This is a genomic window from Nocardiopsis coralli (assembly GCF_014892575.1).
Classification (GTDB): domain Bacteria; phylum Actinomycetota; class Actinomycetes; order Streptosporangiales; family Streptosporangiaceae; genus Nocardiopsis; species Nocardiopsis coralli.
The window spans coordinates 144,344-171,331 of the sequence record NZ_JADBGI010000014.1 but is presented as its reverse complement, the minus strand read 5'-3'; the positions used below and the strand labels follow the sequence as shown (position 1 = coordinate 171,331).

The 26,988-nt window shown below is 71.9% G+C and carries 28 protein-coding genes and 1 tRNA gene; 12 read left to right on the top strand and 17 right to left on the bottom strand.

Annotated features, from left to right (window positions below):
• Nucleotides 1-146: 146 nt before the first annotated feature.
• Nucleotides 147-305: a DUF397 domain-containing protein gene (locus tag IDM40_RS28840; protein ID WP_328807044.1), complete on the bottom strand. Its 159-nt coding sequence runs from the start codon at nt 303-305 to the stop codon at nt 147-149.
• Nucleotides 306-497: 192 nt separating this feature from the next.
• Between IDM40_RS28840 and IDM40_RS17195 the strand changes: the two genes are divergently transcribed.
• Entirely contained in the window at nt 498-728 is a 231-nt protein-coding gene (locus tag IDM40_RS17195) for a hypothetical protein (protein ID WP_193123022.1), read from the top strand.
• A gap of 145 nt (nt 729-873) precedes the next feature.
• On the opposite strand, the gene IDM40_RS17190 is transcribed toward IDM40_RS17195, so the two are convergent.
• The 9 genes from IDM40_RS17190 to IDM40_RS17150 form a co-directional block, all read right to left on the bottom strand.
• Nucleotides 874-1,629, bottom strand: coding sequence for a potassium channel family protein (locus tag IDM40_RS17190; RefSeq protein ID WP_407939983.1), 756 nt, complete (start codon nt 1,627-1,629; stop codon nt 874-876).
• Between the two features lie 171 nt (nt 1,630-1,800).
• Nucleotides 1,801-2,484, bottom strand: a complete 684-nt coding sequence (locus IDM40_RS17185; protein WP_193123021.1) for a hypothetical protein — start codon at nt 2,482-2,484, stop codon at nt 1,801-1,803.
• Nucleotides 2,481-3,047 carry a hypothetical protein gene (locus IDM40_RS17180; RefSeq protein ID WP_193123020.1) on the bottom strand — a complete coding sequence of 189 codons (567 nt, stop codon included), beginning with the start codon at nt 3,045-3,047 and terminating at the stop codon, nt 2,481-2,483. The genes IDM40_RS17185 and IDM40_RS17180 overlap by 4 nt, the downstream gene beginning before the upstream one ends.
• On the bottom strand, nt 3,044-3,784 hold the full coding sequence (locus IDM40_RS17175) for an ABC transporter ATP-binding protein (protein ID WP_193123019.1): 741 nt from the start codon (nt 3,782-3,784) through the stop codon (nt 3,044-3,046). Before IDM40_RS17175 ends, IDM40_RS17180 begins: the two co-directional genes overlap by 4 nt.
• The gene (locus IDM40_RS17170; RefSeq protein WP_216630916.1) at nt 3,777-4,964 is read right to left on the bottom strand and encodes a FecCD family ABC transporter permease; all 1,188 of its coding nucleotides are present in this window, start codon (nt 4,962-4,964) and stop codon (nt 3,777-3,779) included. Before IDM40_RS17170 ends, IDM40_RS17175 begins: the two co-directional genes overlap by 8 nt.
• The gene (locus IDM40_RS17165) at nt 4,948-6,084 is read right to left on the bottom strand and encodes an ABC transporter substrate-binding protein (RefSeq protein ID WP_193123018.1); all 1,137 of its coding nucleotides are present in this window, start codon (nt 6,082-6,084) and stop codon (nt 4,948-4,950) included. The genes IDM40_RS17170 and IDM40_RS17165 overlap by 17 nt, the downstream gene beginning before the upstream one ends.
• Nucleotides 6,085-6,314: 230 nt before the next feature.
• Nucleotides 6,315-7,478 (bottom strand): FAD-dependent oxidoreductase, encoded by a 1,164-nt coding sequence (locus IDM40_RS17160; RefSeq protein WP_193123017.1) that lies wholly within the window; start codon nt 7,476-7,478, stop codon nt 6,315-6,317.
• Between the two features lie 51 nt (nt 7,479-7,529).
• Nucleotides 7,530-8,423: an RNA polymerase sigma factor SigJ gene (gene sigJ, locus IDM40_RS17155; protein ID WP_193123016.1), complete on the bottom strand. Its 894-nt coding sequence runs from the start codon at nt 8,421-8,423 to the stop codon at nt 7,530-7,532.
• A 163-nt stretch (nt 8,424-8,586) separates the two neighbouring features.
• On the bottom strand, nt 8,587-9,183 hold the full coding sequence (locus IDM40_RS17150) for a Uma2 family endonuclease (protein WP_193123015.1): 597 nt from the start codon (nt 9,181-9,183) through the stop codon (nt 8,587-8,589).
• Nucleotides 9,184-9,291: 108 nt separating this feature from the next.
• Between IDM40_RS17150 and IDM40_RS17145 the strand changes: the two genes are divergently transcribed.
• On the top strand, nt 9,292-9,834 hold the full coding sequence (locus IDM40_RS17145; protein WP_193123014.1) for a GNAT family N-acetyltransferase: 543 nt from the start codon (nt 9,292-9,294) through the stop codon (nt 9,832-9,834).
• 88 nt (nt 9,835-9,922) lie between these two features.
• On the opposite strand, the gene IDM40_RS17140 is transcribed toward IDM40_RS17145, so the two are convergent.
• From IDM40_RS17140 to IDM40_RS17115, 6 genes are all read right to left on the bottom strand, one after another.
• Nucleotides 9,923-10,135 carry a hypothetical protein gene (locus IDM40_RS17140; RefSeq protein ID WP_193123013.1) on the bottom strand — a complete coding sequence of 71 codons (213 nt, stop codon included), beginning with the start codon at nt 10,133-10,135 and terminating at the stop codon, nt 9,923-9,925.
• A gap of 79 nt (nt 10,136-10,214) precedes the next feature.
• Nucleotides 10,215-10,427 (bottom strand): hypothetical protein, encoded by a 213-nt coding sequence (locus tag IDM40_RS17135; RefSeq protein WP_193123012.1) that lies wholly within the window; start codon nt 10,425-10,427, stop codon nt 10,215-10,217.
• Between the two features lie 296 nt (nt 10,428-10,723).
• Entirely contained in the window at nt 10,724-11,227 is a 504-nt protein-coding gene (locus tag IDM40_RS17130; protein ID WP_193123011.1) for a hypothetical protein, read from the bottom strand.
• Nucleotides 11,228-11,402: 175 nt separating this feature from the next.
• The gene (locus IDM40_RS17125; protein ID WP_193123010.1) at nt 11,403-12,074 is read right to left on the bottom strand and encodes an NAD(P)-binding oxidoreductase; all 672 of its coding nucleotides are present in this window, start codon (nt 12,072-12,074) and stop codon (nt 11,403-11,405) included.
• Between the two features lie 77 nt (nt 12,075-12,151).
• On the bottom strand, nt 12,152-13,222 hold the full coding sequence (locus tag IDM40_RS17120; RefSeq protein WP_193123009.1) for a 2-oxoacid:ferredoxin oxidoreductase subunit beta: 1,071 nt from the start codon (nt 13,220-13,222) through the stop codon (nt 12,152-12,154).
• Nucleotides 13,212-15,065: a 2-oxoacid:acceptor oxidoreductase subunit alpha gene (locus IDM40_RS17115; protein WP_193123008.1), complete on the bottom strand. Its 1,854-nt coding sequence runs from the start codon at nt 15,063-15,065 to the stop codon at nt 13,212-13,214. Before IDM40_RS17115 ends, IDM40_RS17120 begins: the two co-directional genes overlap by 11 nt.
• 506 nt (nt 15,066-15,571) lie before the next feature.
• On the opposite strand from IDM40_RS17115, the gene IDM40_RS17110 reads away from it, so the two are divergent.
• Nucleotides 15,572-16,435 carry a M48 family metalloprotease gene (locus IDM40_RS17110; RefSeq protein WP_193123007.1) on the top strand — a complete coding sequence of 288 codons (864 nt, stop codon included), beginning with the start codon at nt 15,572-15,574 and terminating at the stop codon, nt 16,433-16,435.
• Between the two features lie 71 nt (nt 16,436-16,506).
• Here IDM40_RS17110 and IDM40_RS17105 read toward each other — a convergent pair whose 3' ends face one another.
• The gene (locus tag IDM40_RS17105; protein WP_193123006.1) at nt 16,507-17,004 is read right to left on the bottom strand and encodes a YajQ family cyclic di-GMP-binding protein; all 498 of its coding nucleotides are present in this window, start codon (nt 17,002-17,004) and stop codon (nt 16,507-16,509) included.
• Between the two features lie 237 nt (nt 17,005-17,241).
• On the opposite strand from IDM40_RS17105, the gene IDM40_RS17100 reads away from it, so the two are divergent.
• The 9 genes from IDM40_RS17100 (at nt 17,242) to IDM40_RS17060 (ending at nt 26,828) form a co-directional block, all read left to right on the top strand.
• Nucleotides 17,242-17,323, top strand: a tRNA-Tyr gene (locus tag IDM40_RS17100).
• Between the two features lie 509 nt (nt 17,324-17,832).
• The gene (locus tag IDM40_RS17095) at nt 17,833-18,078 is read left to right on the top strand and encodes a hypothetical protein (RefSeq protein ID WP_017575923.1); all 246 of its coding nucleotides are present in this window, start codon (nt 17,833-17,835) and stop codon (nt 18,076-18,078) included.
• Nucleotides 18,079-18,133: 55 nt separating this feature from the next.
• The gene (locus IDM40_RS17090; RefSeq protein ID WP_193123005.1) at nt 18,134-18,379 is read left to right on the top strand and encodes a hypothetical protein; all 246 of its coding nucleotides are present in this window, start codon (nt 18,134-18,136) and stop codon (nt 18,377-18,379) included.
• A 277-nt stretch (nt 18,380-18,656) separates the two neighbouring features.
• Nucleotides 18,657-18,917, top strand: coding sequence for a hypothetical protein (locus IDM40_RS17085; RefSeq protein WP_193123004.1), 261 nt, complete (start codon nt 18,657-18,659; stop codon nt 18,915-18,917).
• A gap of 10 nt (nt 18,918-18,927) precedes the next feature.
• On the top strand, nt 18,928-19,173 hold the full coding sequence (locus IDM40_RS17080) for a hypothetical protein (RefSeq protein ID WP_193123003.1): 246 nt from the start codon (nt 18,928-18,930) through the stop codon (nt 19,171-19,173).
• Between the two features lie 146 nt (nt 19,174-19,319).
• Complete coding sequence (locus IDM40_RS17075) at nt 19,320-19,946, top strand: hypothetical protein (protein WP_193123002.1); 627 nt, start codon at nt 19,320-19,322, stop codon at nt 19,944-19,946.
• A gap of 173 nt (nt 19,947-20,119) precedes the next feature.
• Entirely contained in the window at nt 20,120-21,064 is a 945-nt protein-coding gene (locus IDM40_RS17070; RefSeq protein ID WP_193123001.1) for a DUF2397 family protein, read from the top strand.
• Complete coding sequence (locus IDM40_RS17065) at nt 21,061-22,296, top strand: TIGR02678 family protein (RefSeq protein WP_193123000.1); 1,236 nt, start codon at nt 21,061-21,063, stop codon at nt 22,294-22,296. The genes IDM40_RS17070 and IDM40_RS17065 overlap by 4 nt, the downstream gene beginning before the upstream one ends.
• The gene (locus tag IDM40_RS17060; protein ID WP_193122999.1) at nt 22,290-26,828 is read left to right on the top strand and encodes a TIGR02680 family protein; all 4,539 of its coding nucleotides are present in this window, start codon (nt 22,290-22,292) and stop codon (nt 26,826-26,828) included. The genes IDM40_RS17065 and IDM40_RS17060 overlap by 7 nt, the downstream gene beginning before the upstream one ends.
• The last annotated feature ends 160 nt before the right edge of the window (nt 26,829-26,988 follow it).

The following is a 26,988-nucleotide window of genomic DNA, read 5'->3' as shown; positions in this document are numbered from 1 at the left end:
AGAACACCCCCCCAGAACACCCCCCCCAGAACACCCCCCACCCCAGAAACCTCGATCACTCAGCCACCTAAGCCCCCTTCGACGATGTCGCCCCGCCTAACAAGGGCTCGACGGGGCGGGGTCGACCGGGTCCCGGGCGTATTGGGTCAGGCTCGGGGGCGTCGGAGGTCGCCCAGGAGAGAGGCCCACTCGCTCGTGGGGAAGATGAGGTGTCCCTGTTCGCGGTTCTGTGTGTCGCGAAGGGCGACGGCGGTGGGGGTTTCCTCGAACGCAGAACAGAAACGGCCCGGCGGTGCTGCGAACACCCCGGGCCCGGACACGTCGGAGCTCTCGGGTGGCCCGCCTGACCGTGAACCTCACCGGTGAAAGGGGTGGGCGTGGCGCGGTCCCAGAGGCCCCGGATGAGGGGACGGGATGTACGCTTCCCCTGCCTCCGGGGCCCGGAAGGCTTCCGAGGCCCCTCCGACCCCGACTGCCCCCGCACCGGAAAGCCGCGCATGACTGAAGAAACCCCGTCCGAGAAGAGCACCGGCCCGGCCGGCGAGGCCGACCCCACCGGCCTGCCCTACCTCCACATGGTGCTGGTCGGTGTCCTCTTCCTCCTGCTCATGCTGGTCAGGTTCGAGGACCCGCTGCCCGAGCTGCGCACACCCCTGATGGCCGTGCTCGGTGTCGCGCTCGCCGTGAGCGCCTTCCTCCTGGGCAGCAGGACCCTGAAGAAGGACTGACCAGCCCCTCACGAGCGGTCTGCGGCCGGGTCCGTGGCCCCCGGGTCCGATCCCGAGGGATCCGGTTCCGACAGNTCGGTGTCGCGCTCGCCGTGAGCGCCTTCCTCCTGGGCAGCAGGACCCTGAAGAAGGACTGACCAGCCCCTCACGAGCGGTCTGCGGCCGGGTCCGTGGCCCCCGGGTCCGATCCCGAGGGATCCGGTTCCGACAGGTCCGGCCCCGACGTGTCCGGCCCCGACGTGTCCGGCCCCGACGTGTCCGGCCCCGACGGCGACACGTACGCCCCCACGATGCGGGCGATGACCGTGGTCAGGAACAGCGTCCCCGCCACCGCCTCGCCGGTGGCCAGCGACCGCGCCCACGGCGTCAACGGCACCATGTCCCCGTATCCGAGCGTCACCAGTGTCACGAACGACAGGTACGTCAGGTCCTGCCAGCCCACCGACTGGTGCGGCGCGAGGGAGTTCTCGAACGCACCGGGTGTGAGGGTCTCGATGATCCCGAACAGCGCCGCGAACACCCCGCCCAACAGCAGGTACGCGCAGATCGCCGCCATGATCAGCTGTGGCCCGTGCGGCTGCCGGTGCTGTTTCCCGTACCTGAACACGAACGCCAACAGCTGCAGGATCAGATAACTCTGGAACAGCACGATGGCGGCGAAGAGCCCGAGGCGCACCATGGGCTGGTCCGGGGTGAGCGCCGACCAGAACCCGAAGAACAGGAACACCACCGACAGCACGGCCACCGGCAGCAGGCGCCGGCCGCGCGGCCGGACCACACGCACACCCAGCAGCACCACCACCGGGTACAGCAGCGTGTAGAGCAGCTCGCCCGCCTGCCCGTGCAGGGTCAGCGGATACGCGAAGTGCAGCAGCACCGCGGCCGCCAAGAACTCGGCCAAGGACCGTGACAGCCCCGGTCCACCACGCATTCCCGCCCCCTCCGGCTCCGTCGGCCGGGGATCCCGCAACGCCACCGGCCGCCGCGAGGCTAGATCGGCGGGGACAGGAAACGTGTGAGGCGCGGGCGTGAGTTGCGCTTTTGCTCCCTCGACGCCCTCACGGCCCCTCCCTCAGCGACTGCCGTGTGCGAGCTTCTCGCCCGGCCGCGGTTCCGCCCCGCACAACCACCGCATCACCCCGTGCAGCAGCAGGCTCGCGCCCGGCATGAACCGGCTCCCGTGGTGGTACACCGGGTCCATCGTGGTCACCGCGATCACCCCGGCCGTGCTCGCCCGGTCCACGGCCAGCAGCGCCCCGGCCGGCCACTCGGGCCCGGTCTCGCGGTGGTGGGCCAGGACCTCGGTGTGGTCGGGCACCTCCATGACGCCGTGGAAGTGCCACCGCTGCGCCCGCGGAACCAGGTGGCGCTGCAGCTCCTCCCCGGTCTCCAGCACGTCGATGCCCGGGTCCTCGCCGGTGCGCCACCACCAGAAGTTCGTTCCGGTGCGGGTCAGCTCCACTCCGGGCACCGCGTCCAGGGCGTTCTCCCCGGACACGAACACGGTGCCGCCCCGGCGCGCGACATCCACGCAGCTCTCGGCGGCCCGTGTCCACAGGCCGGGGTGCAACCGGTCGGCCACGAACAGCCGGTCGGCGCCCTCCAGGGTGTCCTCGCCCAGCACCAGGTCGCGCACGTGCACCGGCCGCACCCGCAGCCCCGCTTCGGCGAGGTCGTCGAGGGTCGCCAGTTGGTAGAACGCGCCGTCGTGCAGGAAGACGGGGAGCCCGCTCGTGTCCATCGCAACCCCCGTCACGTCCATCCCTCCGTGCCCCACCGCAACAGCTGCGGCAGCAGGCGCTCGGCGGTGTTGCCCTCCGAGCGGTAGGTCCACAGGTCGTTGCCGCCGTGCAGCAGTACCCGGCCGCCCCCGGTCCGCAGCTCCACGTCCACGGGCATGTACTGGATCCGGTTGATGATCGTGGCGCCCTCGGGCAGGTCCGGGTACCCGCCGCGGCCGTAGAAACCGGACACCCCCCTGCGCGAGGACAGGTCCCGCGGGTCCACGCCCTCCCACACCGGGTGCGCGTGCACGCCGAGCACCACGAGGTCGGCCTGCGCGGTGCTCTCCGCCCGGCGCCACCGGGGTGCACCGGTGAAGACCTGCCGCAGCAGGTGCCCGCCGATCACGAGCGTGCCGCCGCGGGCGAGGAAGGCGTCGAGCACCTCCCGCCGGCTCTCCAGGAACACCTGGTCGGCGTGCATCCCGATGAGCAACAGGCGGCAGGCGGGCTCGAGCGCGTCGATGTCGTACACGTCCAGGGGCTCGACACCCTCGGCCGTGAACGCGGGCGGACCCGCGGTGAGCAGCGTGATCATGATCCGTAGTGCGGCGCGACCAGGACGCGCTCGCCCCTCCCTTCGGGAACGGTGTGCGTGCTGACCGGCAGCGCGAACAGTTCGGTGAGCGCCGGCCCGGTGATGAGCTCGGCCGCCGAACCGGTCTCCACCCGGTCGGTGTGCATGAGCACGGCGCGGTCGGCGAGCCAGGCCGCGTGGTCGGGGTGGTGGGTGTTCATCAGCACCGCGTACCCCTCGTCGGCCAGCTCGCGGGAGACCCGCAGCAGCGCACCCTGGTTCCGTACGTCCAGCGCCGAGGCCGGTTCGTCCAACATCAGCGTGCGGTGGCCCGAGCACAGGGCACGCGCCACGAGAACGAGCTGGCGCTGCCCTCCGGAGAGCTCGGTGAAGGGGCGTTCGGCCAGCTCCAGCGTGCCGACGCGGCGCAGCGCCGACCGGGCCGCGCGCACGTCGGACGCGCGCGGGCGAGAGAACGTACCGATGGAACGCGCCCGCCCCATGAGCACCATGTCCAACACCGAGAACGCGAACGTGGACGGGGACGCCTGCGGCACGTGCGCGACGTGTTCCTCCCGCACCACGAAGCCCTCCTTCGGGGCCAGCAGTCCCGACAGGCACCGCATGAGTGTCGTCTTGCCGCGCCCGTTCGGGCCCATCACGCAGGTCACCGCGCCCGGCGGGACGGTCAGGGTCAGACCGCGGAACAGCCAGTCCCCGCCGGGGTGGTGGAACCCGATCCCGTGTGCCTCAATCACCGTTCCACACCCTTCTCCGGTTCGTGTGCAGCAGCAGGAAGAACACCGGCGCACCGATGAGCGCGGTCAGGGCGCCCAGGGGGACCTCCCCGGCGGTGACCGTGCGCGCCAACGTGTCGATGACCAGCAGGTAGACCCCGCCGAGCAGGGCGGAGGCCGGAACCAGGACCCGGTGGTCGGGTCCCACGATCAGGCGGGTCAGGTGTGGGATCACCAGGCCGATCCAGCCGATGACCCCCGACACCGACACCGCGCCGGCCACCATGAGCGCGGTCGCGCCCAGCACCACCCAGCGCAGGGCGGCGACCGGAACGCCGAGTCCGCGCCCCTCCTCGTCGCTGAGTGTGAGCACGTTGAGCCGCCACCTCAGCGGGACCACGACGAGCATCCCGATCAGGGTGGTCACGGCGACCACGGTCGCGGTCGGCCACGTGGAGGTGGCGAGCGACCCCATGAGCCAGAAGACGATGCCGGGCAGGGTGTCGTAGGGGTCGGCCAGGTAGGTCACGACCGAGACCAGCGCGGAGAAGAACGCGCCGATGATGACCCCGGCCAGCACCACGGTGAGCGCCCCGCCGCCCTCGCGCCGGGACAGCGCCCACACCAGGGCCAGGACCGCGAGGCCGCCGGCGAGCGCCGCGGAGACCAAGGCCACCGCCGACCATCCCATGGCGATCGCGAGCACCCCGCCGAACGAGGCGCCGTGCGAGACGCCGAGGATCTGCGGGTTGACCAGGGGGTTGCGGAACGCCGCCTGCATCGCGGCCCCGCACACCGCCAGGGACGCGCCGATGAGCAGCGCCGAGGCCACGCGCGGGCCGCGCACCATGACCACGACCCGTTCGTCGGAGTCGGTCCAGGTCTGCGGCACGAGGTCGGTGAGCAGGTGCACCCGGGAGGCCAGGATGCGCACGACGTCGGCGGGGTCGAGGGCGTAGCGGCCCACGGCGAGGCACACGACGGTGGCCGCGGCGGTGAGCACGACCAGGCCGGCCATGATGAGGGCGTTGCGCCGGTGACCGGGGAGGGTGGAGTCGTCGATCGGGGTGCGCGTGTACGGGGCCTGCTCCGGGGCCTGCGCGTCCGGGGCCGTGTCCTGGGGATCCGCCTCGCGCGTCACCGCCTCCGAGGCCCGCCCCTCCGGCCGCTGCGCGCGGTCGGCCTCACCGGTCGAAGACATCGTAACCGGCCGATGCGGAGTTCTCGTCGGTGCGCAGGATCTCGTCCATCTGCGCGTCCGTGGGGGTCTCGCCGTACAGGAACTCGTAGGTGTCGACGATCTCCGGGCGCAGCGGGCCCAGGTCGGCATCGTCGTGCACCACCTGTGCGAGCCAGTGCCACATCAGGTGCGACTCCTGGTTGGGCGGGTCCCAGCGGTAGCCGCCGAGCGGGATCCGGTACACGGCGTCGTCCTGGACCGCGGTGACGTCCTCCCACATGGGGTCGGAGTAGAGGTCGTCGGGCACGGCCGTGTCGAAGTGGCTGAGGAGCACGATGTCGGGGTCCCACTCCAGGATCTGCTCCATGCCGACGTCGACGGTGCCGTTGAGCTCGGCGGCGGCGTTCTCGGCGCCCACCATGTCGATGAAGAAGTCGTGGTAGGTGCCGGTGCCGTTGGCCGCGTAGGTGTCACCGGCCTGGTTGAGGTAGAGGACGCTGGGGGTGTCCTCGGTGTTGGCGACGGCGGCCTCGACGGTCTCGCGGTGCTCGTGCTGGGTGGCGATGATCTGCTCGGCGCGTTCCTCCTGGCCGAGGATGACCCCGAAGATCTCGATCCACTCCTCGAGGTCCTCCTGGGTTCCGTAGTCGAGACCGAGCACCGGGATGCCGGCGTCCTCCAGGGGGCTGGTGAGCTGCTCGCCCTGGTCGCCCCACTGGATCACCAGGTCGGGGTCGAGCTCGAGGGTGCTCTCGACGTTGGGCACGAAGTCGGTGTCGGAGATGTCGGAGGCGATCTCCTCTGCCTCGGGGTAGTACTCGCCGAGGATCCCCTCGGACAGTGCCTGCTGGGAGGACGGGTTCATGCCTACGAGGTGGTCGGTGCCCCCGTCGACGGCCACGAGCAGGGAGGCGGCCGGCATGGGGATGGTGACCACGCGCTCGACGGGGCCGTCGAGCTCCAGGGTCTCTCCGCGCTGGTCGGTGACGGTGATGGTGTCCCCGGAGGTGTTCTCCTCGGCCGGCGTGACCGTGGAACAGCCGGCGACGAGGGCGAGTGCGGAGGCCGCGGCGAGGGGTGCGGACACACGTGTGCCCGGGCGGCCTCCGGGGGATCCGAGAAGTCGGGTGGAGGTCTTCATGATTAGGTGAGGCTAACCTAAAGAATTCCTCCGTGGAAGGCATGTGATCCCCTCGGGGGGCCGGGTCGGCCTGCAGGTCACGGCCTCGGAAACGCCTGGTGCGCCGGGCTTCGCCGCCTCTGCGCCGCGGTCGGGGCCGACCGCCCACCGGCTGCGAAAGTGTCCTGTCACACACGAAGACCCGGGGGCGGAACCGTCGTCCACCCCCGGGCCCCGGGTCGCGTTCCCCGTCAGGCAGCAGGTGCCCGAACGGGCTCCCGCGAGAGGGCGGCGTTGACCGCGGCGACCGCGCTGGTGATGGAGACCTCGCCCAAAAGCCCCGGCGCCGCCACGGAGTCCCCGGCCAGGTACACACCCCCGCCGCGGTCCACCGCCGGCCGGTCGCGCCACGTGGTCCCGGGCAGGTCCAGAGCGCCGGAACGGCCCCGCGCCTCCTGCTCCCGGCGCCAGGTCACCCGGTCGCCCCAGCCCGGGAGCGCGGTGTCGAGGAACCCCTCCAGACGCTCGACCACCTCCGCGCGCCGTTCCCCGGGGCGGACCGGCATCTGCGCCTGCACCAGCTCCTCGCCCCGGGGCGCCAGCGTCGGGTCGATGCAGGTGTAGCGCTCGACGAAACCGCCCCCGTCGAGATCGAAGACGACCGACGGTTCCCGACCGGTGCTGCGCAGGCCCAGGTCGAGCAGGAACGTGTGCCCGCTCTCCCAGGTCAGCGACTCGTCACCGAGCAGGGAGCGTGCGGAGGCCAGCGAGGTCGCCACGACCACCGGGGTTCCGGGCGGGCCCACGGGCAGCTCCGTCACACGCGCACCGGTCTCGATGCGCACCCCCATGGCCCGGGCCCGCCGCGCCATGTGCTCGACCAGGTTGGTCCACCCGCCGAGCACGTAGAACACCGGCGGCGGACCCGGTGTCGTCGCGCGCTGGAACCGGTCCCACACGAAGGCCGCGGACAATCGCCCCGGGTCGTGGTCCATGAGGGCGACCCCGCCGGCCTTGCCCAGCGTCTGCGCCGTAGCGGCACCGAACTTCCCGGTGGCCCAGGAAGCGAAGTCCTCGTCGACCGGGGCGCGCAGACCGCGCCGCGCCGCCGCCCACAGCATCCCGGCCGGCGGGACGGCGAGCCGGCCCCCGTACACCGCCCGGGCCCCGGCCAACGCCGCGGCCGGCATGCGCCGCACGGGAGGCAACAGCCCGCGCTCCTCCAACCAGCGCATCGGCCGGCCGGCGTAGAGCACGTGCGGGCCCTCGTTGGCGACGTGGGGCGGGGAGCTCGACCTGGCCCGGCCGCCCAGGGTCTCGTGGGATTCGTACAGAGTCACGTTCGCGCCGCGTTCGGCGGCGGCGACGGCCGCGGTGAGTCCTGCGAGGCCGCCGCCCACGATGTTGATGTCCATACGGGGGAGACGGGGCCGGGGGAGTGATCCGTGACATCGGCCCGGAACGCATCACTCGGGCACGGGCACCCGGGTGAGCTTGTCCGGGTTGGAGACCATGAGGATCCGGCGGACGCGTCCGTCCTCGATCTCCAACGTGACCAGCATCAACGCGCGCCCGGCTGCGTGCATGACCACGGCTGGGGTGCCGCCGGAGTCCGTGGGGTCGAGACCGAACGGGGTGTCGGCGGGCAGCCCCGCGGACTCCAGGAACCGGTCCGCCCGGCCGCCGATCGCGGTGAGGAAACGTGCGACCTTGTCCGGACCGTGCAGCGCGTGCAGGGGCGCCTTCGTGCGGCCGCCGCTGTCGGCGACGAACACGGCGTCCTCGGTCAGCAGTTCCGTGAGCCCGTCCAGGTCGCCCTCGAGGGACGCGGTCAGGAACCGGTCGGTGATGCGCCGGTGCTCGGCCCGGTCCGGCGTGAACCGCGGGCTCTGCTCGCGCACGTGGTCGCGTGCGCGCCGCGCGAGCTGGCGGGTGGTGGCTTCGCTGCGCCCGACGATCTCGGCGACCTCCGCGAACGGGAACGCGAACGCCTCACGCAGCACGAACACCGCCCGTTCCAGGGGGCTCAGCGTCTGGAGCACCACGAGCAGTGCGAACCCCACGGAGTCGGCGGTCTCCGCCCGTTGTTCCGCGTCGGCCTCGGGCGCCGCGGGCTCGGGGAGCCATTCGCCGACGTAGGACTCCCGGCGGGCACGGGCGCTGCGGGCGCGGTCGAGCGCCAGGCGGGACGCGGTCGTCACGAGGTAGGCGCGGGGGTCGTCGACGGCGGTGTGGTCGACGGTGTCCCAGCGCAGCCAGGTGTCCTGGACCACGTCCTCGGCCTCGGAGCGGTCGCCCAGGACCCGGTACGCGACCCCCGTCAGCAGGGGGCGGTGTGCTTCGAAGGTCTGCGTCGTCATGCCGGTACCCCGTCCAACCCCTCTGTCCCGGTCAGCCGCCGAGCTTCTCGCGCCACGCCCGTCGGCCGGATGCCCGGCGCTCGGTACGTACCCGGACCGGACGTTCCTGAGTGACATGCTGCCCCCTCACGTCCCCGCGGACCAGCCCGGGCCGGTGTCGCGGTCAGTCGGCTCCGGCCGGTCCCCCGATGTGATCGCGCCAGGGGCCGGAGGCCACCAACCACTGCGGGACGAGGCGCACGGGGAACGGCACCTCCGTCTCGAAGACGCCCTCGCCGTGGATCTGGGTCACGTCGTGGTATTGGCCGTCCACGAGGCGCATCTCCGCGATGCCGGTCGATCCCGGGTGTGGGTTGATGACCCAGTACGCAGGGATGCCGAACGCCGCGTACTCGGCCCGCTTGGTATGGCCGTCGCGCAAGGCGCTCTCGGGCGAGAGGATCTCCACCGCGAGCAGTGGCGGGGTCGTGAAATAGCCTTCGTCCGGAAGCCCTTGGTCGAAGACCGCCACGTCCGGGATGCGGAACGCCGTCGGGGAGAGGATGATCCCCGTCCCGGCCAGGACGTCGTACGTATCGGGTACCGATCTGCCCAGGAGGTAGGTGAGCCGGGAACGCACGATCGTGTGTCCCGCCTCCTGAAGAGGGGACACGTCGAGCCCCCCGTCGACCAGCTCGTACCGGCGGCCGTCGTCCGGCGTGCGTGCCAGGTCGTCCACGGTCAACGCCCCCGCCCCATCGCGGTGATCAGTCACGTCCATGCGGACCAGTATCGAGCGCCGTTCCCTGGTTACCGGCCGGTTTCACAGGCCGTACTGCCACCGGTGCACACTGGAACCCGCTGCCGGGACGACGGGGGAGAGACGGGCTTGTACCGACTGCGTGAGTGGACACCGGACGACGCCGACCGGCTCCTGGACGCCTTCACCGACCCCGAGCTCGTCCGCCAGGAACCCCGCGTCCCCGAGTCACCGGGCCAGGCGCTGGAGTGGATCGCCCACCGAGCCGAACTCGTGCGCGAACGCGACGTGCACGGCTTCGCCGTCGTCGGCCCCGCCGGGGATGCCCCGCTCGGGCACGTCCAGGTCGCGGTGACCAGTTCCCGTCACGGCTGGGGCTGGGTGTCCTACTGGACCCACCACGCCGCACGCGGGCGCGGGGTCGCAACCGCGGGCGCTCTCCTGATCAGCGAATTCGCCTTCAGTCGCCTGGGCCTGTTCCGCCTGGAGCTGGGCCACCGCCTCGACAACCCCGGCTCGTGCGTTGCCGCACGGCGCGCGGGTTTCCGGCCCGAAGGCATCGAGCGCGCCAAGCTCCGCTACGGCGACCACCGGTACGACACCGGTGCGCACGCACGCCTGGCCGACGACCCCGTCCAGGGTGTGCCGGACGGTCCGTGCCGAACGGGTTGAGGGCCCCGGGCACGAGAACGGGGCGCGGCCCCGGCCCGCGCCCCGTGTCGCTCCCGCACAGATCCTGCTCGCAAGCAGGACGAAGTCTCTAGTCGTCGACGGAGATGCCGTTGGTGTCGTTGACGTCGACCACGTTGCAGCCCTCCATGCTGAAGCCGGAGAAGCTGATGACGTCGGCGCACACCGGGACGGTGATGTTCTGGACGTCGGCGTTGTTGTCGGCGGACGCGGGGCCGGCCATGGCGCCCAGGGCGAGGCCGGTGGCGAGAACGAAGCCGGAGGCGGTGATGATGCGCTTCATGATGGTGTCCTTTTCGGTTGCAGGATGAGTTACGGGGTCCTACGGGGCACTCGGCCCCGAGGTCTGTGCGGCTCGGGTCCTAGTCGTCGACCGAGATGCCGTCGGTGTCGTTGATGTCCACGACGTTGCAGCCCTCGGCGCTCACGCCGGACGCCTTGAGGACGTCCACGCACACCGGGATGGTGATGTTCTGGACGTCGGCGTTGTTGTCGGCCGCGGCGGTGCCGGAGAAGGCACCGAAGGCGAGGCCGGTGGCCAGGACGAAGCCGGAAACCTTGGCGATACGGGACATGCTTCTTGCCTTTCGGAAGTTCAAAACAGGGTGGCTGTAGCCGCCGGAAATAACTTAGCGTAGTTGGCCGCCTGCTTGGAGTACTTTCCCGGAAGAACGCCGAGTTTCCTCGGCCATTTCTCGGCTCTGCGCCCGGTATGGCGGACATGTCGAGGCGTAACGGCGCCTCCGTGTTACACAAACGAAAGAATGTCCTGAGGGCGCCCGGAACGAATGCATCGGAAACGGACGCCGCACGTGTTCCGGGCATGAAAAAGGGCCCCTCCGCCGTGCGGAAGGGCCCGAAGGGCGTCGGGTCACCAGCCCTGCTGGCCGTAACCCGGGTACTGCTGTCCGTAACCCGGCTGCTGCCCGTAACCGGGGTACTGGTTCGGGTCGTACCCGGGGTACTGCGGCGCGTACTGCTGCCCGTACCCCTGCTGCTGGTAACCGGCGTAGGGGTCGTACTGCTGCTGCGCGCCGGTCGGGTACTGCGGGTAGGCGGGCTGCTGGCCCGAGGCGTCCTGCGGCGCCTGCTGCTGGGCCTGCTGCTCCTGACCGGACCCGGACGTGTTGTCGGGCCGGAAGAGGAACAGGCGCGAGGCGTCGCCCTGCTTCTCACTGGGGGAGACGATGTCCAGCCTCCAGCCGGCCTCCTCGATCCCCTCCAGGATGCGGGTCAGACCGGGACGCAGTTTGCTCCCCGCCTCGTCGTAGGCGTTGGCGTCGAGCTCGACGACGAACATCCGGCGCTTCTGCTGCGCCGCGACCTTGGCGTGCTCGACGACCGTACTGTCCCGCACGACCTGTGTGACGCTCATAGAAAACTACCCATCTGCTCTGGTGAGGAGCGCGACGTCCCCGTCGGGCCGAACGCCCGGCCGCCGCCTCCAGCGGGGGTGAGGGCGCCGGGCTCCACCCATGATGCCCCCGGTCGGGCCGTCTGGCCACAGATGGTCCGGAAACGCCCTGGATGGAACCGGGTGCCCACAGCGGCTAGTTCGAGCCGTCGGCCTGCTCGCGGACGGCCTCGTCGACCGGCGTCGCACCGTTCACCAGGTTGAGGACCTTGCCGGCCGTCCCCGGCTCGTGCAGGAGCGCCACGACCACGGAGGCCACGTCCTCACGGGACACCGAGTCGCGGGCCACGCCCTCGCCCAGGTCGACCACACCGGTGCCCGGCTCGTCGGTCAGGCGGCCCGGACGCAGGATCGTCCAGTCCAGCTCCAGGTTGCGCTCGCGCAGGTCGGCGTCGGCGGCGCGCTTGGCCTCGACATAGGCGGCCCAGACCGGCTCGGTGCCCTCCGGGACCGGGTCGTCGACACCGATCGCGGAGATCTGCACGAAACGGCGCGCCCCGGCGAGGGAGGCGGCGTCGGCGCACAGCACCGCGGCCTTGTGGTCCACGGTCTCCTTGCGCGCGGCCCCGCTGCCCGGGCCCGCACCGGCCGCGAACACGACGGCGTCGGCGTTCATGAGCTTCTCGGACAGCTCGGTGACGGTTGCCTTCTCCAGGTCGATGAGGGCGGCCTCCGCACCGGCCTCCTCGACGTCGGCGGCATGGTCGGGGTTGCGGATGAGGGCGACGGGCTGGTCCCCGCGGTCGGCCAACTGCTTGGCCAGACGCAGGGCGATCTTGCCGTGTCCCCCGGCGATGACGATACGCATGGGGGCAGCGTATTGCCTGTGGACGGCGGACGGGACGCCCCGCCCCGCCCGCCGCCCATCGGACGACCGCGTACCGATCAGTCCACGGTCCAGGTGTCCCCGCTCGACAGCAGCGACGCCAGCTCGCCGTCCCCGCGCTCGGCACGCGCGTCGGTGATCTGCTCGTTCACCAGCTCGTCGTAGACCGGGCGCCGCACCTTGCGGAACACACCCACCGGGACGTGCTCGAAGGCCGGCAGGTCCAGCCGCGACAGCGCGAACGCGTACCCCGGGTCGTCCCGGTGCGCGTCGTGGGTGATCACCCGGTCGCGGTTGTCGTCGGTGACCTCGTCGACCTCCAGGCCGCCGAAGCCGCCCGCGAACACACCGCGGTCCTCACCGAGCATGAGGGGTTCGCCGTGCTCCATGCGCAGCAGCCGGGTGTCGCGCGCAGCCGGGTCCTTGAGCGGCTCGAACGCGTCGTCGTTGAAGATCGGGCAGTTCTGGTAGATCTCCACGAACGAGGCGCCCGGGTGGTCGGCGGCCTCCCGCAGCACCGACGTCAGGTGCTTGCGGTCCGAGTCGACCGTGCGGGCCACGAACGAGGCCTCCGCGCCCAACGCCAGCGACACCGGGTTGAACGGGGCGTCCAGCGAACCCACGGGGGAGGACTTGGTGACCTTGCCCGCCTCCGACGTGGGCGAGTACTGGCCCTTGGTCAGCCCGTAGATGCGGTTGTTGAACAGCAGCACGTTGATGTTGACGTTGCGGCGCAGCGCGTGGATGAGGTGGTTGCCGCCGATCGACAGCCCGTCGCCGTCACCGGTGACCACCCACACCGACAGGTCCGGTCGGCTGGTCGCCAGCCCCGTCGCGATCGCGGGCGCGCGCCCGTGGATCGAGTGCACGCCGTAGGTGCTCAGGTAGTAGGGGAAGCGCGAGGAGCACCCGATGCCCGAGACCATGACGATGTTCTCGCGCGGCACCCCCAGCTGCGGCAGGAAGGACTGGAACGCCGCCAGGACCGCGTAGTCCCCGCACCCGGGGCACCAGCGCACGTCCTGGTCGGACTTGAAGTCCTTCATCTTGTACTGGGTGTCCGTGGAGGGGACGAGCTTCAGCCCGGCCAGGCTGCCCTCGCCGCTCCCGTTCAGGTTCTCACTGCTCACGCTCGACGACCTCCCGCAGCACGTCCGCCAGTTCCTCCGCCTTGAAGGGCAGGCCGCGGACCTTGTTGTAACCGATGACATCGACCAGGAACCGGGACCGCAGCAGCATCGAGAGCTGGCCCAGGTTGATCTCGGGGACCACCACCCGGTCGTAGCTCTTGAGCACCTCGCCCAGGTTCTCCGGGAACGGGTTGAGGTGGCGCAGGTGGGCCTGGGCCACCTTCAGCCCGGCACGCCGCGCGCGCCGCACACCCGCCGTGATGGCCCCGTAGGTGCCGCCCCAGCCGAGCACGAGCACGTTCGCCTCGCCCGAGGGGTCGTCGACCTCCAGGGGTGCGATGCTGCGGGCGATCGCGTCGACCTTGCCCTGGCGCGTGCGCACCATGAGGTCGTGGTTGGCGGGGGTGTAGGAGATGTCGCCGGTCTCGGAGTGCTTCTCGATACCGCCGAGCCGGTGTTCCAGCCCCGCGGTGCCCGGGACCGCCCACGGGCGGGCCAGGGTCTCGGTGTCGCGCTTGTAGGGCAGGAAGTTGCCGTCCTCGCCGTTGGGCTCGGTCGCGAAACCGGGCTCGATGACGGGCAGCTCGTTCACGTCCGGCAGCCGCCAGGGCTCGGAGCCGTTGGCCAGGTACCCGTCGGAGAGCAGCACCACCGGCGTGCGGTAGGTCACCGCGATCCGGGTGGCCTCCACGGCGGCGTCGAAGCAGTCGGCGGGCGACTGCGGCGCCACCACGGGGACGGGTGACTCGCCGTTGCGGCCGAACATCGCCATGAGCAGGTCGGTCTGCTCGGTCTTGGTGGGCATACCGGTGCTCGGGCCGGCACGCTGCACGTCGACGATCAGCAGCGGCAGCTCGGTCATCACCGCCAGGCCCACGGTCTCCTGCTTGAGCACCATGCCGGGGCCGGACGTGGTCGTCACACCCAGGGACCCGCCGAAGGACGCGCCCAGGGCCGCGCCCACGCCGGCGATCTCGTCCTCGGCCTGGAACGTGCGCACGCCGAACCGCTTGTGCTTGGACAGCTCGTGCAGGACGTCCGAGGCCGGGGTGATCGGGTAGGAGCCCAGGAACAACGGCAGCCCGGACTGCGTCGATCCGGCGATGAGCCCGTAGGCGGTCGCCAGGTTCCCGGTGATGTTGCGGTAGGTGCCCGAGGGCAGCCGCGCGGGCTTGATCTCGTAGGAGACCGCGAAGTCCTCGGTGGTCTCACCGAAGTTCCAGCCGGCCTGGAACGCCTTGAGGTTGGCGTCGAGGATGTCGGGCTTGCCGGCGAACTTCGACTTCAGGAACGAGGTCGTGCCCTCGGTCGGCCGGTTGTACATCCACGACAGCAGCCCCAGCGCGAACATGTTCTTCGCGCGCTGGGCGTCCTTCTTCGAGATGTCGCAGGAGGACAGGGCCTCCACGGTCATCGACGTCAGCGGTACGGCGCTCACGTGGAACGCGTCGAGGGTCCCGTCCGTGGTCGGGTCCGCCTCGTAACCCACCTTGGCCAGGCTGCGCCGCGTGAACTCGTCGGTGTTGACGATCACGGTGGCGCCCCTCGGCACGTCGCCGATGTTGGCCTTGAGGGCGGCGGGGTTCATCGCGACCAGCACGTCCGGGGCGTCACCCGGCGTCATGATGTCGTGGTCGGCGAAGTGCAACTGGAAGCTGGACACCCCGGGGAGGGTGCCCGCAGGGGCGCGGATCTCCGCCGGGAAGTTCGGCAGTGTCGACAGGTCGTTGCCGAACGATGCGGTCTCCTGGGTGAACCGGTCCCCGGTCAACTGCATACCGTCGCCGGAGTCACCCGCGAAGCGGATGATGACACGGTCCAACTGTTCGATCTGTTTGGCCACTGAGATCGACGACCTCCTTGGTGAGCCGCCGGTCGTGACGGGCGGCGGCGCTCGGGTGTCAGTCCCCGGCCGGCCGCTCCGTCGCGGGCCGGGAGTGGTGGTCGGGGACGAGGGGACAGCGTTCGTGGCCCCCGCACCCACCGGGTGCGCCAACCCGGTCAAGCGCGGTGTGGCGGGTTCTCCCGCCTCGGCCGGGTCGTGAAGGGGCCAGCCTTCAACGACACAGCCGTGTGTGCACCGGAGCGACGTCTCGCGCCGGTCGCCTGGTGCTCACAGTGATGAGGGCCACGGTCGCACTATAGGCGTTGACCCGCCGCTCATGGCGGGCCGGGTGGCCATTGTCACAGGCCGCGGCTCCGGGGCATGGGGCCGGGTCCGGTGAGCGGCGGAATGAGGATGTGACCGACTCCTGGTCACATGGGGAACGCAAGGTGCCGACCCGCACGTTTGTCACCATGTACGCGATAGACCGGCCGCGGTGCCATGAGCGACAGGGAGGGGACGCCGTGCACGTCAACGTGGTCCGTGCGGTGGGCCTGTTCGTCGGCGCCGGCGTGTTCGTCGTGGCCGTCGGGTGGCTCGCCGCGGGCACACAGGGCCTGCAGTTCGCGGGGGCCCTGGTGGTGTGCGCGGGTGTCCTCGTCTACCTGTTCGGGGAGTCCCTCGCCCTGCGTGCGATGCGGGCCCACCCCGTCGGGGAGATCGAACGCCCGGAGCTGTACCGGATCGTGCGGGAACTGGCCACGGCCGCCCGCCAACCCATGCCCAGGCTGTACCTGTCACCGATCAGGTCGCCCAACGCCTTCGCCACCGGGGGCAGCCCCCGCCGTGCGGCCCTGTGCTGCACGACCGGGCTCCTGCGATCCCTCGACGAGCGGCAGCTGCGCGGGGTCATCGCACACGAACTCGCGCACATCCGCGCCCATGACACCCTCATCAGCTCTGTGGCCGCCACCCTCACGGCGACGATCACGGCGCTGACGGCGGTGGCGCTGCTGCTGCCGCTGGGGGAGTCGGAGGAGACCGACGTTCCCAACCTCCTCAGCGGACTCATGATGGTGGTACTGGCGCCGCTCGCCGCGGTGATCGTGTACTTCGGTGTGGGCCGTCAGCGCGAGTTCAGGGCCGACGAGAGGGCCGCGGAGCTCACCGGGGACCCCGAGGGCCTCGCCGACGCCCTGCTGCGCCTGGAGAAGGACTCGCGCGACTTCCCGCTGCCCCAGGGCCGGGTCCTGTTGGCGGCGGCGCACCTGATGACCACCAACCCGTTCCCGGACGGGCTGGGGCGCCTGTTCGCCGCCCACCCGCCGGTGCACGAGCGGGTGGCACGCCTGCGGGCGCTGCGGGGCAAGTGGGACCTGGGCCACTGACCCGCACACACGGACGGGCCCGCGGATCGGGGTGATCCGCGGGCCCGACTGCTGTACCGGGGCCGACCGGCCTAGCGGTAGTTCACGAACTGCAGCGCCAGGTCGAAGTCCTTCTCCTTGACCAGGTTCTGCACGGTCTGCAGGTCGTCCTTCTTCTTGGAGCTCACCCGCAGCTCGTCGCCCTGCACCTGCGCCTTGACGCCCTTGGGGCCCTCGTCGCGGATGTACTTCGAGATCTTCTTGGCGTCATCGGTGGAGATGCCCTCCTTGAGCCCGATCTGGAGCCGGTACTCCTTGCCGGAGGGCTTGGGCTCGTCGGGAAGGTCCAGGATCTTCAGGGACAGCTTCCGCTTGATCAGCTTCTCCTTGAGCACCTCGAGCGCTGCGTTGGCGCGCTCCTCCGAGCTGCTGCGGATCTCCAGGCCGGTCTCGCCCTGGCGGCTGACGGTGCTCCCGGTCCCGCGGAAGTCGAACCGCTGGGACAGCTCCTTGGCCGCCTGGTTCACGGCGTTGTCGACCTCCTGGTGGTCGATCTTGGACACGACGTCGAAACTGGATTCGGCGGCCACGCTCGCTACACCCCGCTCGCTCTCTCATCAGGTCGCGGACGCACGTGTGCGCCCGCGCGTTCGGTTCGGGGCGGGCCGTCCGGCCCGCACACACGGCACCCGAGCTTAGCCCCCACCCCCTCCGGGGTGCCCGCCGCGGCCGCCCGCGGACGCGCGACAGCTTTCCGATTTCACCCTCGGGCCGATGATCCGCTATTGTCGTTCATGCGCCGCGACGGACTCCGTCGCCGCAGCCCAGGCGGGTTGCCCGAGTGGCCAATGGGAGCGGACTGTAAATCCGTCGGCTTAGCCTTCCAAGGTTCGAATCCTTGACCCGCCACACTGGGAGAAGGCCCCGGTGGACAGTGGAGACACTGACCACCGGGGCCTTCGTCGTGTCCGGGTCCCTGCGCGCGCTCGGCGTCCGACCCGCCCCGCCTCTCTTGCGATCGGGTGCCATGTGTCACGCCTGCCCCTGGGCGGTTGTCGCCGGCCCCTCGAGCCGCCTCTGTTCCGTCGCGGTCACGCGCCGTGAAGGAATACGGACGGTAGCGGTGTCGACACGCATGAGTCTCGCGCCGGTAACGGGGCGGCGCCGATACGGGTGCCCGTGCGCGCCGATGTCCGGATCCGCGGCCTTTCGCACGGACGCGGGAATTGACCCCCGATAAATGCATTCGGGTGCCGATCGAAAAGGGCGACAACGGCGAAACGCGCAAACTGCCTTCCGGGTTTCGGCGTTGACAAAAAACGGGGGCCGTTCAATGATTGCTCCAGTCCACCGCGACACAGGTGCAAGAGCGCCTGAGTCTTTTTCTGTCGGAACCCGTTCCCATTATCGGGGGATTCATGATCAAGAAGACGGCCGCTGCTGGCCTGGTCGCCGGTGCCGCGTTGGGCGCGCTCCTCATGGGAGCCCCGGCTCACGCCTCGCACGGAGGCGACCAGCAGTTCAACCAGAACCTGCAGCTCGTTCCCGTCCAGTCCTGCAACCTGGACGCAAGTGTCGGCCTGGTCGCCGTCACCGTGCCGGTCCTGTCGCCGCAGACCACCGGCGACTGCGTGAACGGCCCCGTCGGTACCAACATCAGCTAGTTACCGGCAACAAAGCCACAGAAGAACTCATCACATACTTTTGAAAGGTCATCAAATGCTGCGTAAGTTCGGCGTTGCCGGTCTCGTCGCTGGAGCCGCTCTCGGTGCTGTCCTGGCCGCCACCCCCGCGTCCGCGTCGCACGGGGGCGACCAGCAGTACAACCAGAACCTGCAGGCCGTGCCGGTTCAGTCCTGCAACCTCGACGCCGCCGTCGGCCTGGTCGCCGCGAACGTGCCGATCCTGTCGCCCGACACCACCGGCGACTGCACCAACGGCCCCGTGAGCAGCAACATCGACTAGGAGCCGGGTAACAGGCCCGCGCCCTCGCGAGCGCGGCCGCTCCACCCGCCGGTGCACACCGTCCCCGGAACGGCACCGGCAGTCGCTCCCGCACTGGTCGACGCAGCCGGCCGGGCACGGCGCACCCGTGTCCGGTCCGGCGCCGGGGAGGCGGACCACCTCCCCGGAGCGTCGGCGCAACACCCCGAACGACCTTTTCCGGGGACCCGGTGTCCAGGCCGAAGCTGCCGGAACCGCGGTCCCCGTCCACACACTTTCCAGATCAGGAGAGAACTCCATGCTGCGCAAGATCACTGCCGCCGGTGCCATCGCCGGTGTCGCCCTCGGTGCCATGCTCGCCGCCACCCCCGCCTCCGCCCACGCCGGCGGCTCGCACGGTGGCGACCAGCAGTACAACCAGAACCTGCAGGCCGTCCCGGTCCAGCTCTGCAACACCGACCTGGCCGTGGGCCTGCTGGCCGGCGTCAACGCGCCGATCCTGTCGCCCGACACCACCGGCGACTGCACCAACGGCCCCGAGTCCGTGAACATCGACTAGGAGATCCTGCATGCTGCGCAAGATCACCGCGGCCGGCGCGATCGCCGGTATCGCCCTCGGGGCGATGCTGGCCGCCGCCCCCGCGTCCGCGTCGCACGGCGGGGACCAGCAGTTCAACCAGAACCTGCAGCTCGTCCCGGTCCAGCTCTGCAACACCGAGCTGGCGGTCGGCCTGGTCGGTGCGAACGTGCCGGTGCTGTCGCCGCAGACGACGGGTGACTGCGTCAACGGTCCGGTCCACGGCAACGTCGACTAGGACCTGACCGAGGGCGCCGCCCTCACCTTCCGGGGTTCGACCCCGGCGTGACCCTCAAGAGCAGTTGGGAGGCCCTCCGGCGTGTGCCGGGGGGCCTTCGTGCTGCTCGTGGGCATGATGGGCGCAATCACGCGAGGGAGGCGGCGATGAAGCGCACGATTGCTCCGGTACTGCTGGTCGTTCTGGCTCTGAGCGCCTGCACGGACCAGGACGACGGCTCGCTCGACCCCGGCGGGTGGCAGCCGGGCGAGGGCCCCGCCCCCAGCCCGACGGAGGAGGAGACCGAGCAGGGCACGGTGGTCCTCAACCGCTACCAGGACGAGGCGGGCTACCCGGACGAGCGCCCCGAGACCTACGTCGCGACCGAGTTCACGAGCTTCACGGACATGTCGTGGGACGAGTGGTCGGACGAGATCGCGCGGGGCAGCGGGAACATGGCCGGGACCTGGTGCCTGAACCTCGACTGCGACGAGGAGCCCTACGAGGTCGACGTCGAGCTGCACGACCCCGTCGAGGTGGACGGGGTCTCCTACTTCTCCACCTACGAGGTCACCGACACGGGGGACATGCCCGAGGACATCCGCCAGGGCATGGAGGCCGCGGACGCGGGGCGCCTGACCGTCCCGGAGGAGGGCGGCGCCGGCGAGGAGGAGCCCGAACCCTCCCCCGACGAGGAGAACCCCGACGAGGACCAGGACGACGATCCGGACGACGACAACAGCCCGGACGACGAGGACGACAACGACGACGGCGACGACAACGACGACAACTGACCCCCGTCCGGACCGCCCGGCGTGACCTTGGCCTCGTTCACCGGATCCGGAAACCGCCAATCTTCCAAAAAACACAAAACACCTGCTCAGCGGCGGTGGCCGGGGCTCCCAGCCCGCCCCCGGACCGGCCGAAACGGGCGTGGCGAGTGCGCGGGGTCTCTAGTCTGCTGAAGGTGGGCATCAACCAGTGGACGGACAACCCCGCCGACGACGCACCGGGCCCCGGCAGCACGCCGGCGCCCCGACACGGCCGTGCGGCGCTGCTGCGCCTGGCCGCGTGGTTCGAGGAGGCCGGGCCGGAGCGCGCCGACGCGCTCGCCTCGGGCGTGTACGCGCTCGATCCCGCCCGCCAACTGCACGGACGTGTGGACGGTACGGTCGCCGCGACCACCAGCTGGTGGCAGGCCGACCCCGACCTCTCCACCGTCGTGGAACGCCCCGGCAACCGCCGCCCCGAACCGGCCCGCGACCACCGCGCCCAGCAGGCCCGCCTGCGTGACGCCGCCGAGTCCTCCGCGCACTGGCGCCGCACCGGGGCGGAGCAGATCCGTTCCCTGCTGACCGAACCCACCGGCCGGAACGCACAGCTCGACCTCACGGGCGCGGGCATGGAGGTCCTCACCGAACTCCTGACGGCTGCGCTGGCCGGCGGTGACGCGTCCGGGCGGGCGACCCACGCGGGCGACCTGGAGTTCGGTCTGCGCCTGCACGTGCTGCCGTCCCCGGGCACGTCCGTGACGGTCTCCGGCGAGGGCGGCGACCTGGCCCTTCAGGATCTGCGCCTGTACGCGACCCCTTACGGACAGACCGACCCCGGAACGCTGCCGGGGCCCGAGCCGACCGAAACCCCCGTCGGTGGGGCCGATGACGGCGGGGTTGAGGAAAAGCCGGGCGAACCCGCCGGGGCAGACGAACCCGGTGAGGCGGAGGACCGGGAACCCGCGCCCGACCCGGCTCCCGACCCGGCGACCACCGGCAGCCCCTCCGACGAGGATCCGTCCGCCCCTGTCGAGGATCCCCCGGTCACCGGTAGCCTCCCCGGACCGGACCCGGACGGCGAGACCACCGGTCCCATCGAGATCTCCACACACCGGCCCCGCGGCCAGGAACGGGGATGACGAGCATGGACCCCTACATCGAGGACTCCGCCCTCATCGGCGAGCGCCAGGCCGCCGCGCGCGCCCTGATGGCCCGACCCCTGCTCACCGACCGCTCCGACCCCGCCGACCTGGCCCTCGTGCGCGCCCACGCCGAGTGGTTGATCCAGCGTTTCCAGCGGGTGCTCGGGTACCGGCTCACCGTCGCCGACGACCACGCCCGCCTGCACAAACGCGGGGCCGGGGCGCGCCTTCCCGAACCGTTCCGCCGGGCCGGAGGTGCCCGGTTCACGCCGCGCACGCACACCCACCTCGCGCTCCTCCTCGCCGTCCTGGTCGAGCCGCACGGCGACACGACCGTGCAGGACCTCGCCGGCTCCGTGCGCGAGGCCGCCCGCGAGGCCGGTGTGGACGCCGACCCCGCGCGCGGGGCGGGTGAACGCCGTGCCTTCGGGGCCGCCCTGCGCCACCTGGTGGGGCTCGGCGCGGTCTCCGAAGTCTCCGGGGCCGTCGCCGACCACGTGGCCGACCCTTCCGCCGAGGTGGTCCTGCGTCCGCACACCATGGCGGTCCGCTCCGTGGCGGCGCACCTGCCGCGCCCGGGCGAGGACCCCGCGACCTTCCTGGCCGAGGCCGACGAGAGCGACCCCGACGGCGACCAGGCCGGCGAGACCGCACTGCGCCGCATGCTCGCCGAGGACGCCGCCGTGTTCCGCGAGGACCTCACCGACCGCCAGCGCGACCGCCTCGCCGCCCACCAGTGGAGGGCCGCCGCCGCGCTGCGCAACCTCCTGGGGTGCGAGACCGAGATCCGCGCCGAGGGTGTGGCACTGGTCATGCCGGACGAGGCCTCCGGTGCCCCCGGGTTCCCCGCGCAGGACCCCGTGGCACGTGTGGCGCTCGACCTCGTGGTGCACCTGTCCGGCCGCTGCTCGCCGGGCCGGCCCGCCACCTCGGTCCCCGTTCCGGAACGGGAACTGCAGGCCGCCCTGGGGTCGTTGACCGGGGCCGGGACACCGCAACGCACCGAGTGGGAGCGCACGGCCGGCCCGGAGGTCCCCGACCCCGACCGCATGCCCGTCCTCGTGACCGACCTGCTGCGCCGTTGGGGGCTCCTGCGCGGCGGGCCGGGGGAGCGGCGCCTGACCGCCGCGGCCGCCCGCTACGGGGCCGAGACGGACACGCGGGTCCCCCTGATCCAGGACAATGACGAAGACGGTGGCGAACGAGAAGGTGAGCGCGACCAGTGGTGACCCAGGAGACCAGTGAGGCCCCGGCGGCGGCTCCGGTCGACCCGACCCGAGGGACCCCGCGTTACCGCCTCGAACGAGCGGGCATCCGCAACGTCTGGCAGTACGACGACCACGTCCTGGACTTCGCCGAGGGGCGTCTTCTGCTGCGCGGCCGCAACGGCGCCGGCAAGTCCAAGGCGCTGGAGATGCTGCTGCCGTTCCTGCTGGACGGTGACCCGCGGCGCCTGGACACCACCGGCACGAACCGCACGAGCCTGCGCTGGCTCATGGCCGACGACCCCCGCGCCCGCGCCCCCGAGGACGGCGACGGCGGCCCCGACCTGCTCGGCGACGCCCCCGAGGAGCAGGACGAGGGAGCCTCCGACGAGGACGGCGGTACGACGGGCGACGCCGTCGAGGAGGCCGGGCCCCTCACCCGCCTGGGTTACCTGTGGGTCGAGTTCACGACCGAACGCGGCGACCGCGGCCTGGACGGCGCCGAGACCGCCGAGCCGCACACCTCCGGCCCCGGCGAACCCGGTCGCGAGGGCGCACCGCCCACCCACCTGACGCTCGGCGCGGCCGTGACCGCCGTGGGGGAGTCCGACCCGCGCTGCGTCTTCTTCGTCACCGACCGCCGCGTCGGCCACGACCTGGAGCTGGTCGTGGACGGCCGTCCGAAACCCGTGGACCGCCTGCGGTCCGAACTCGGCGCCGACAACTGCTTCACCAGCGCGATCGCCTACCGCAACCGGGTCATGCGCGACCTGTTCGGCATCGACGACCCCATCCGGTACCGCAACCTCATCCACCTGCTCTACCGGCTCCGCCGCCCCACCATCGGTGACCGCCTGGAGGCCGGCGAGCTCGTCGGCGTGCTCTCCGAGGCCCTGCCGCCCATGGACGAGACCGTCCTGGACGAGGTCGCCCGCAACATCGCCGACCTCGAACAGGCCCGCGAGGAGAAGGCGGCGCTCACCGAGACCCGCGAGGCGGTCGAGGCCTTCCTCGCCGACTACCACGGTTACCTCGTCACCGCCCTGCGCGAGCGCGCCGCCGGGGTCCGCGAACAGTTGGAGGCCTGCACCCGCCGTTCCGAGGAGGCCGAGCGGCTGCGCGGCGAACTCGACGGCCTCGTCACCGCCGAGAGCCAGGTCGCCGAGGAACGCGACCAGGCCCGCCGCACCCGCGACACCGCCCGCGCCGACGACACGACCCTGGCCGGCGCCGGTGGAGGAGGGGCCGCCTCCGACGAGCAGCGCCGCGCCTACGACGCCGCCGTCAACGCCTACATCCGTGCCGCCGAGGCCGCCTGGGCCGCCGCCGAGCACGCCGAGACCACCGAACGCCACAGCGTGGAACGCCTCGTGGAGGACTCCGGGAACGTCGGCCGCGCCCTGGAATCGTTGTCCCGCACCCACGCCGAGGCCGTCCGCGCCTCCGGGGCCGCGGGGCTGGACACCGACGCACTCGGCCGGGTCCCCGAACCCGCCACCGCCTCCCTCGCCCCCCGCGAGAGCACCACCCGCGTCGACCTCCAGGGCCTGGAACAGGCGGTCGAGCGTGCGCCCGTCGACTGCCTCGACACCGACACGATGCGCGAGCACCTGGGCACCCTCCACGACCACCTCACCGGAACCATGTCCGCCGCGGTCCGCCGCGCCGAACAGGCCGACCACCTCACCGCCCTCACCTCCGAGGAAGCCGCCACCGACCGCCGGGTCCTGGCCCTGACCAGCGAGGCCGAGGCCGCCGAGGCCTCCGTCGAACACGCACACGCCCGCGAGCAGAACGCGGTCAAGGCCCTGCGCGAGGAGAGCGCCGCCTACGCCGACGGGGTGCGCGCCTGGACCGCCCGCCTGCGCGACCACAGCCACGCCCACGCCCTGGGGGAGGCCATCCACGAACTGGAGGCCTCCGTCGAACTCCCCTTGTCGGACGCGCTGCGGGTCCTGGAACCCGAGGTCCCCGAGACCGTCGCACGCCTGGCCCACGACACCGTCGACCCCCTCCTCGAGGAACTGCGCTCGCGCCGCGACGTCGCCGTCGGCGAGGAGGGTCGCCTGTCCGACGAACTGGCCGAGCTTGCCGACCGCCGCGCGGGGGAGTCCGACCCCGCCCCGGCCCGCCCCGGCTGGGCCACCGCGCCCCGACCCGACGGCGAGGGCCTGCCCTTCCACCTGGCCGTGGACTTCGCCGACGGCCTCAGCACCCGCGAACAGGCAGGTCTCGAGGCCGCGCTGGAGGCCGGAGGGCTGCTCACCGCCTGGCTGCGCGCCGACGGCCACCTGTACGACCCCTCCACCCGCGACCTCGTCCTCAGCCCCGCCCGCCAGGCCAAGGGGCGCACCCTCCTCGACGTGCTCGTGCCCGTGCCCGCCCCCGGCCACGGTGTCAGCGCCGACGCCGTGCGGGGACTGCTCGCGTCGGTGTCCCTGCAGGCCGCGGGCCAGGGCGCGGAGGACACCGAGGCCAAGCACCGCCGCGAGGCCTCCGTCGCCACCGTCAGTTCCGTGTCCCTGACCGGGACCTGGCGCCTGGGTGTGCTCAGCGGCGCCCACTTCAAGAGCGAGCCGGAGTACATCGGCGAGGCCGCCCGCAAGCGCGGCCGCGACCGGGTGCGCGCCAACACCGACCGCCGCATGGCCATCGCCGAGGCGCTGCTCTCCGAGGCCGGCGAACGGCGCTGGGCGGTCGAGCGTTCCTACGCCGAACTCCTGCGCGTCTCCCGCGACCTCCCCGACTCCAGCGAACTCGTGCGCGCCTGGACCACCCTCGACGTGGCCCGCGCCGACGTCGCCGCCGCCCGCCGCACCCACGACGCCGCCCGCGACGCCGAGGAGGAGGCCCGCGCCGAGCTCCTCGCCACCCGCGAACGCCTGCGCACCGGCGCCGCCGAACACGGCCTGCCCACCGGCCGTGCCGAGATCGACAGCACCCTGCGCGCCCTCGACCACCTGCGGGTCCTGCTCACCTCGGCCCTGCGGTCCCTGGACGTGCTCGCCCGGGACCTCGCCGGGCACGACCGCCACGTCTCCGCCTGGCGCCGCGCCCGCGATGCCCGGGTGGTGGCCGAGGACGCCCGCGGCAACGCCATCGACGACATGATCACCGTGCGCCGCCAGGTCGAGCTCGGCGACCGCGCCCGCTCGGTCGCCGGGGAACAGCTCGACGCGGCCCGCTCCCAGGTGCAGGGCCGCGCCGAGGAGGCCGAACGCCGCCTCCCGGAACTGGAGCGCGACGCCCAGCGCGCCCGCGACTCCCGGGTCGAGGCCGAGGCCCGACTGGACATCGCCGGACGCGAGCTCAACGAACAGATCGGCCGCGCCCTGGCCGCCGGGGACACGCTCGCCGCCTCCCTGGCTGCGGCGGGGGAGGGACGGGCCGAGGTCCCCGACACCGTCCTGCTGGGCGCCGCCGGCCTCGACCGCCTCGCCGCCGAGGACTCCCCGCTCGCCGCCTACCTGCAGCCGCGGGAGGAGGCCGACAGCGGGGCGGAGGCCACCGCCGCCCCGCGTGCCCGCCTGGAGCTCCTGGAGAACCTCACCGCCCTGTTGGAGGAGGACCTCGCCGCCCAGGAGGACGCCCCCGAGGTCGACGACAGCGCCGTGCTCAACAGCCGCGAGAGCCTCCACGAGCGCCTCACCACGGCCGCGTGGGCCCACTCGCGCACCGAGCTCACCGAACCCCGCGGACTCAAGCGCATCACCGTGCACGACGAGGACGGCGACCACGACGTCACCGCCTACGCCGAGCGCCTCTCGGCCGCCTTCGAACGTTCGGAGGAGACCGTCGCCGTGGCCGAGGAGGAGGCCTTCGAACGCCACCTGCTCGGGGAGCTCGCCGGCCACCTGGCCCGCCAGATCGACGAGGCGCGCGCCCTCATCGGCACCATGAACGACGTGCTCAAGGACGTCACCACCTCCGCCGGGCTCGGGGTCCGTCTCGACTGGCGCCTGGCCCCCGACGCCGGCGCCGACATCGAAGCGGTCGTGCCGCTGCTGGCCACCCCGCCGGAGGAGCGCACCCGCGTGCAGACGACCCGCCTGCGCGACGCCCTGCGCCGGTGCATCGAGGCGATCCGCCGCCTGGACCCGACCGCGACCGGCGGGGCCCAGCTGCGCGCGGCCCTGGACTACCGTTCCTGGTTCGCCTTCACGGTCTACGTCACCGACGGCAGCGGGGACGAGCGCCGCCTGGGCCACCGCACCGCCCTGAGCCAGGGCGAGCAGCGCGTGGTGGCCTACCTGGTGCTGTTCGCCGCGGCCGCCGCCCACTTCGACGCCCTGGCGGCGCGGGCACCCTGGGCGCCGAGGCTGATCCTGCTGGACGACGCCTTCGCCAAGGTCGACGAACCCACACACGGGCGCCTGCTCGGGCTCCTGGTCGAGCTGGACCTGGACTTCGTTCTCACGTCCGAACGGGTTTGGGGCTGCTTCCCGAGCGTGCCCAGCCTCAACATCTACGAGTGCCTGCGCGACCCGAACGTGCCCGGGATCGCGACCCTGCACTTCACGTGGGACGGGAGCCGCCGCAGACTCGTCGGGGTCTGACCCGTGCCGGGGGAGCTGCCGGTCGGCGCGTGAATCACCTCACCCGTCCGGTGCGCGTGCCCCCGTGCGTCGCGGGTGGACGGCGACGGGTTCCCTGACACCACGCACTCTTCGTCCACCACTGTCCTAGTCTGCTGGTGCGAAGCGACAACGGAGCTGG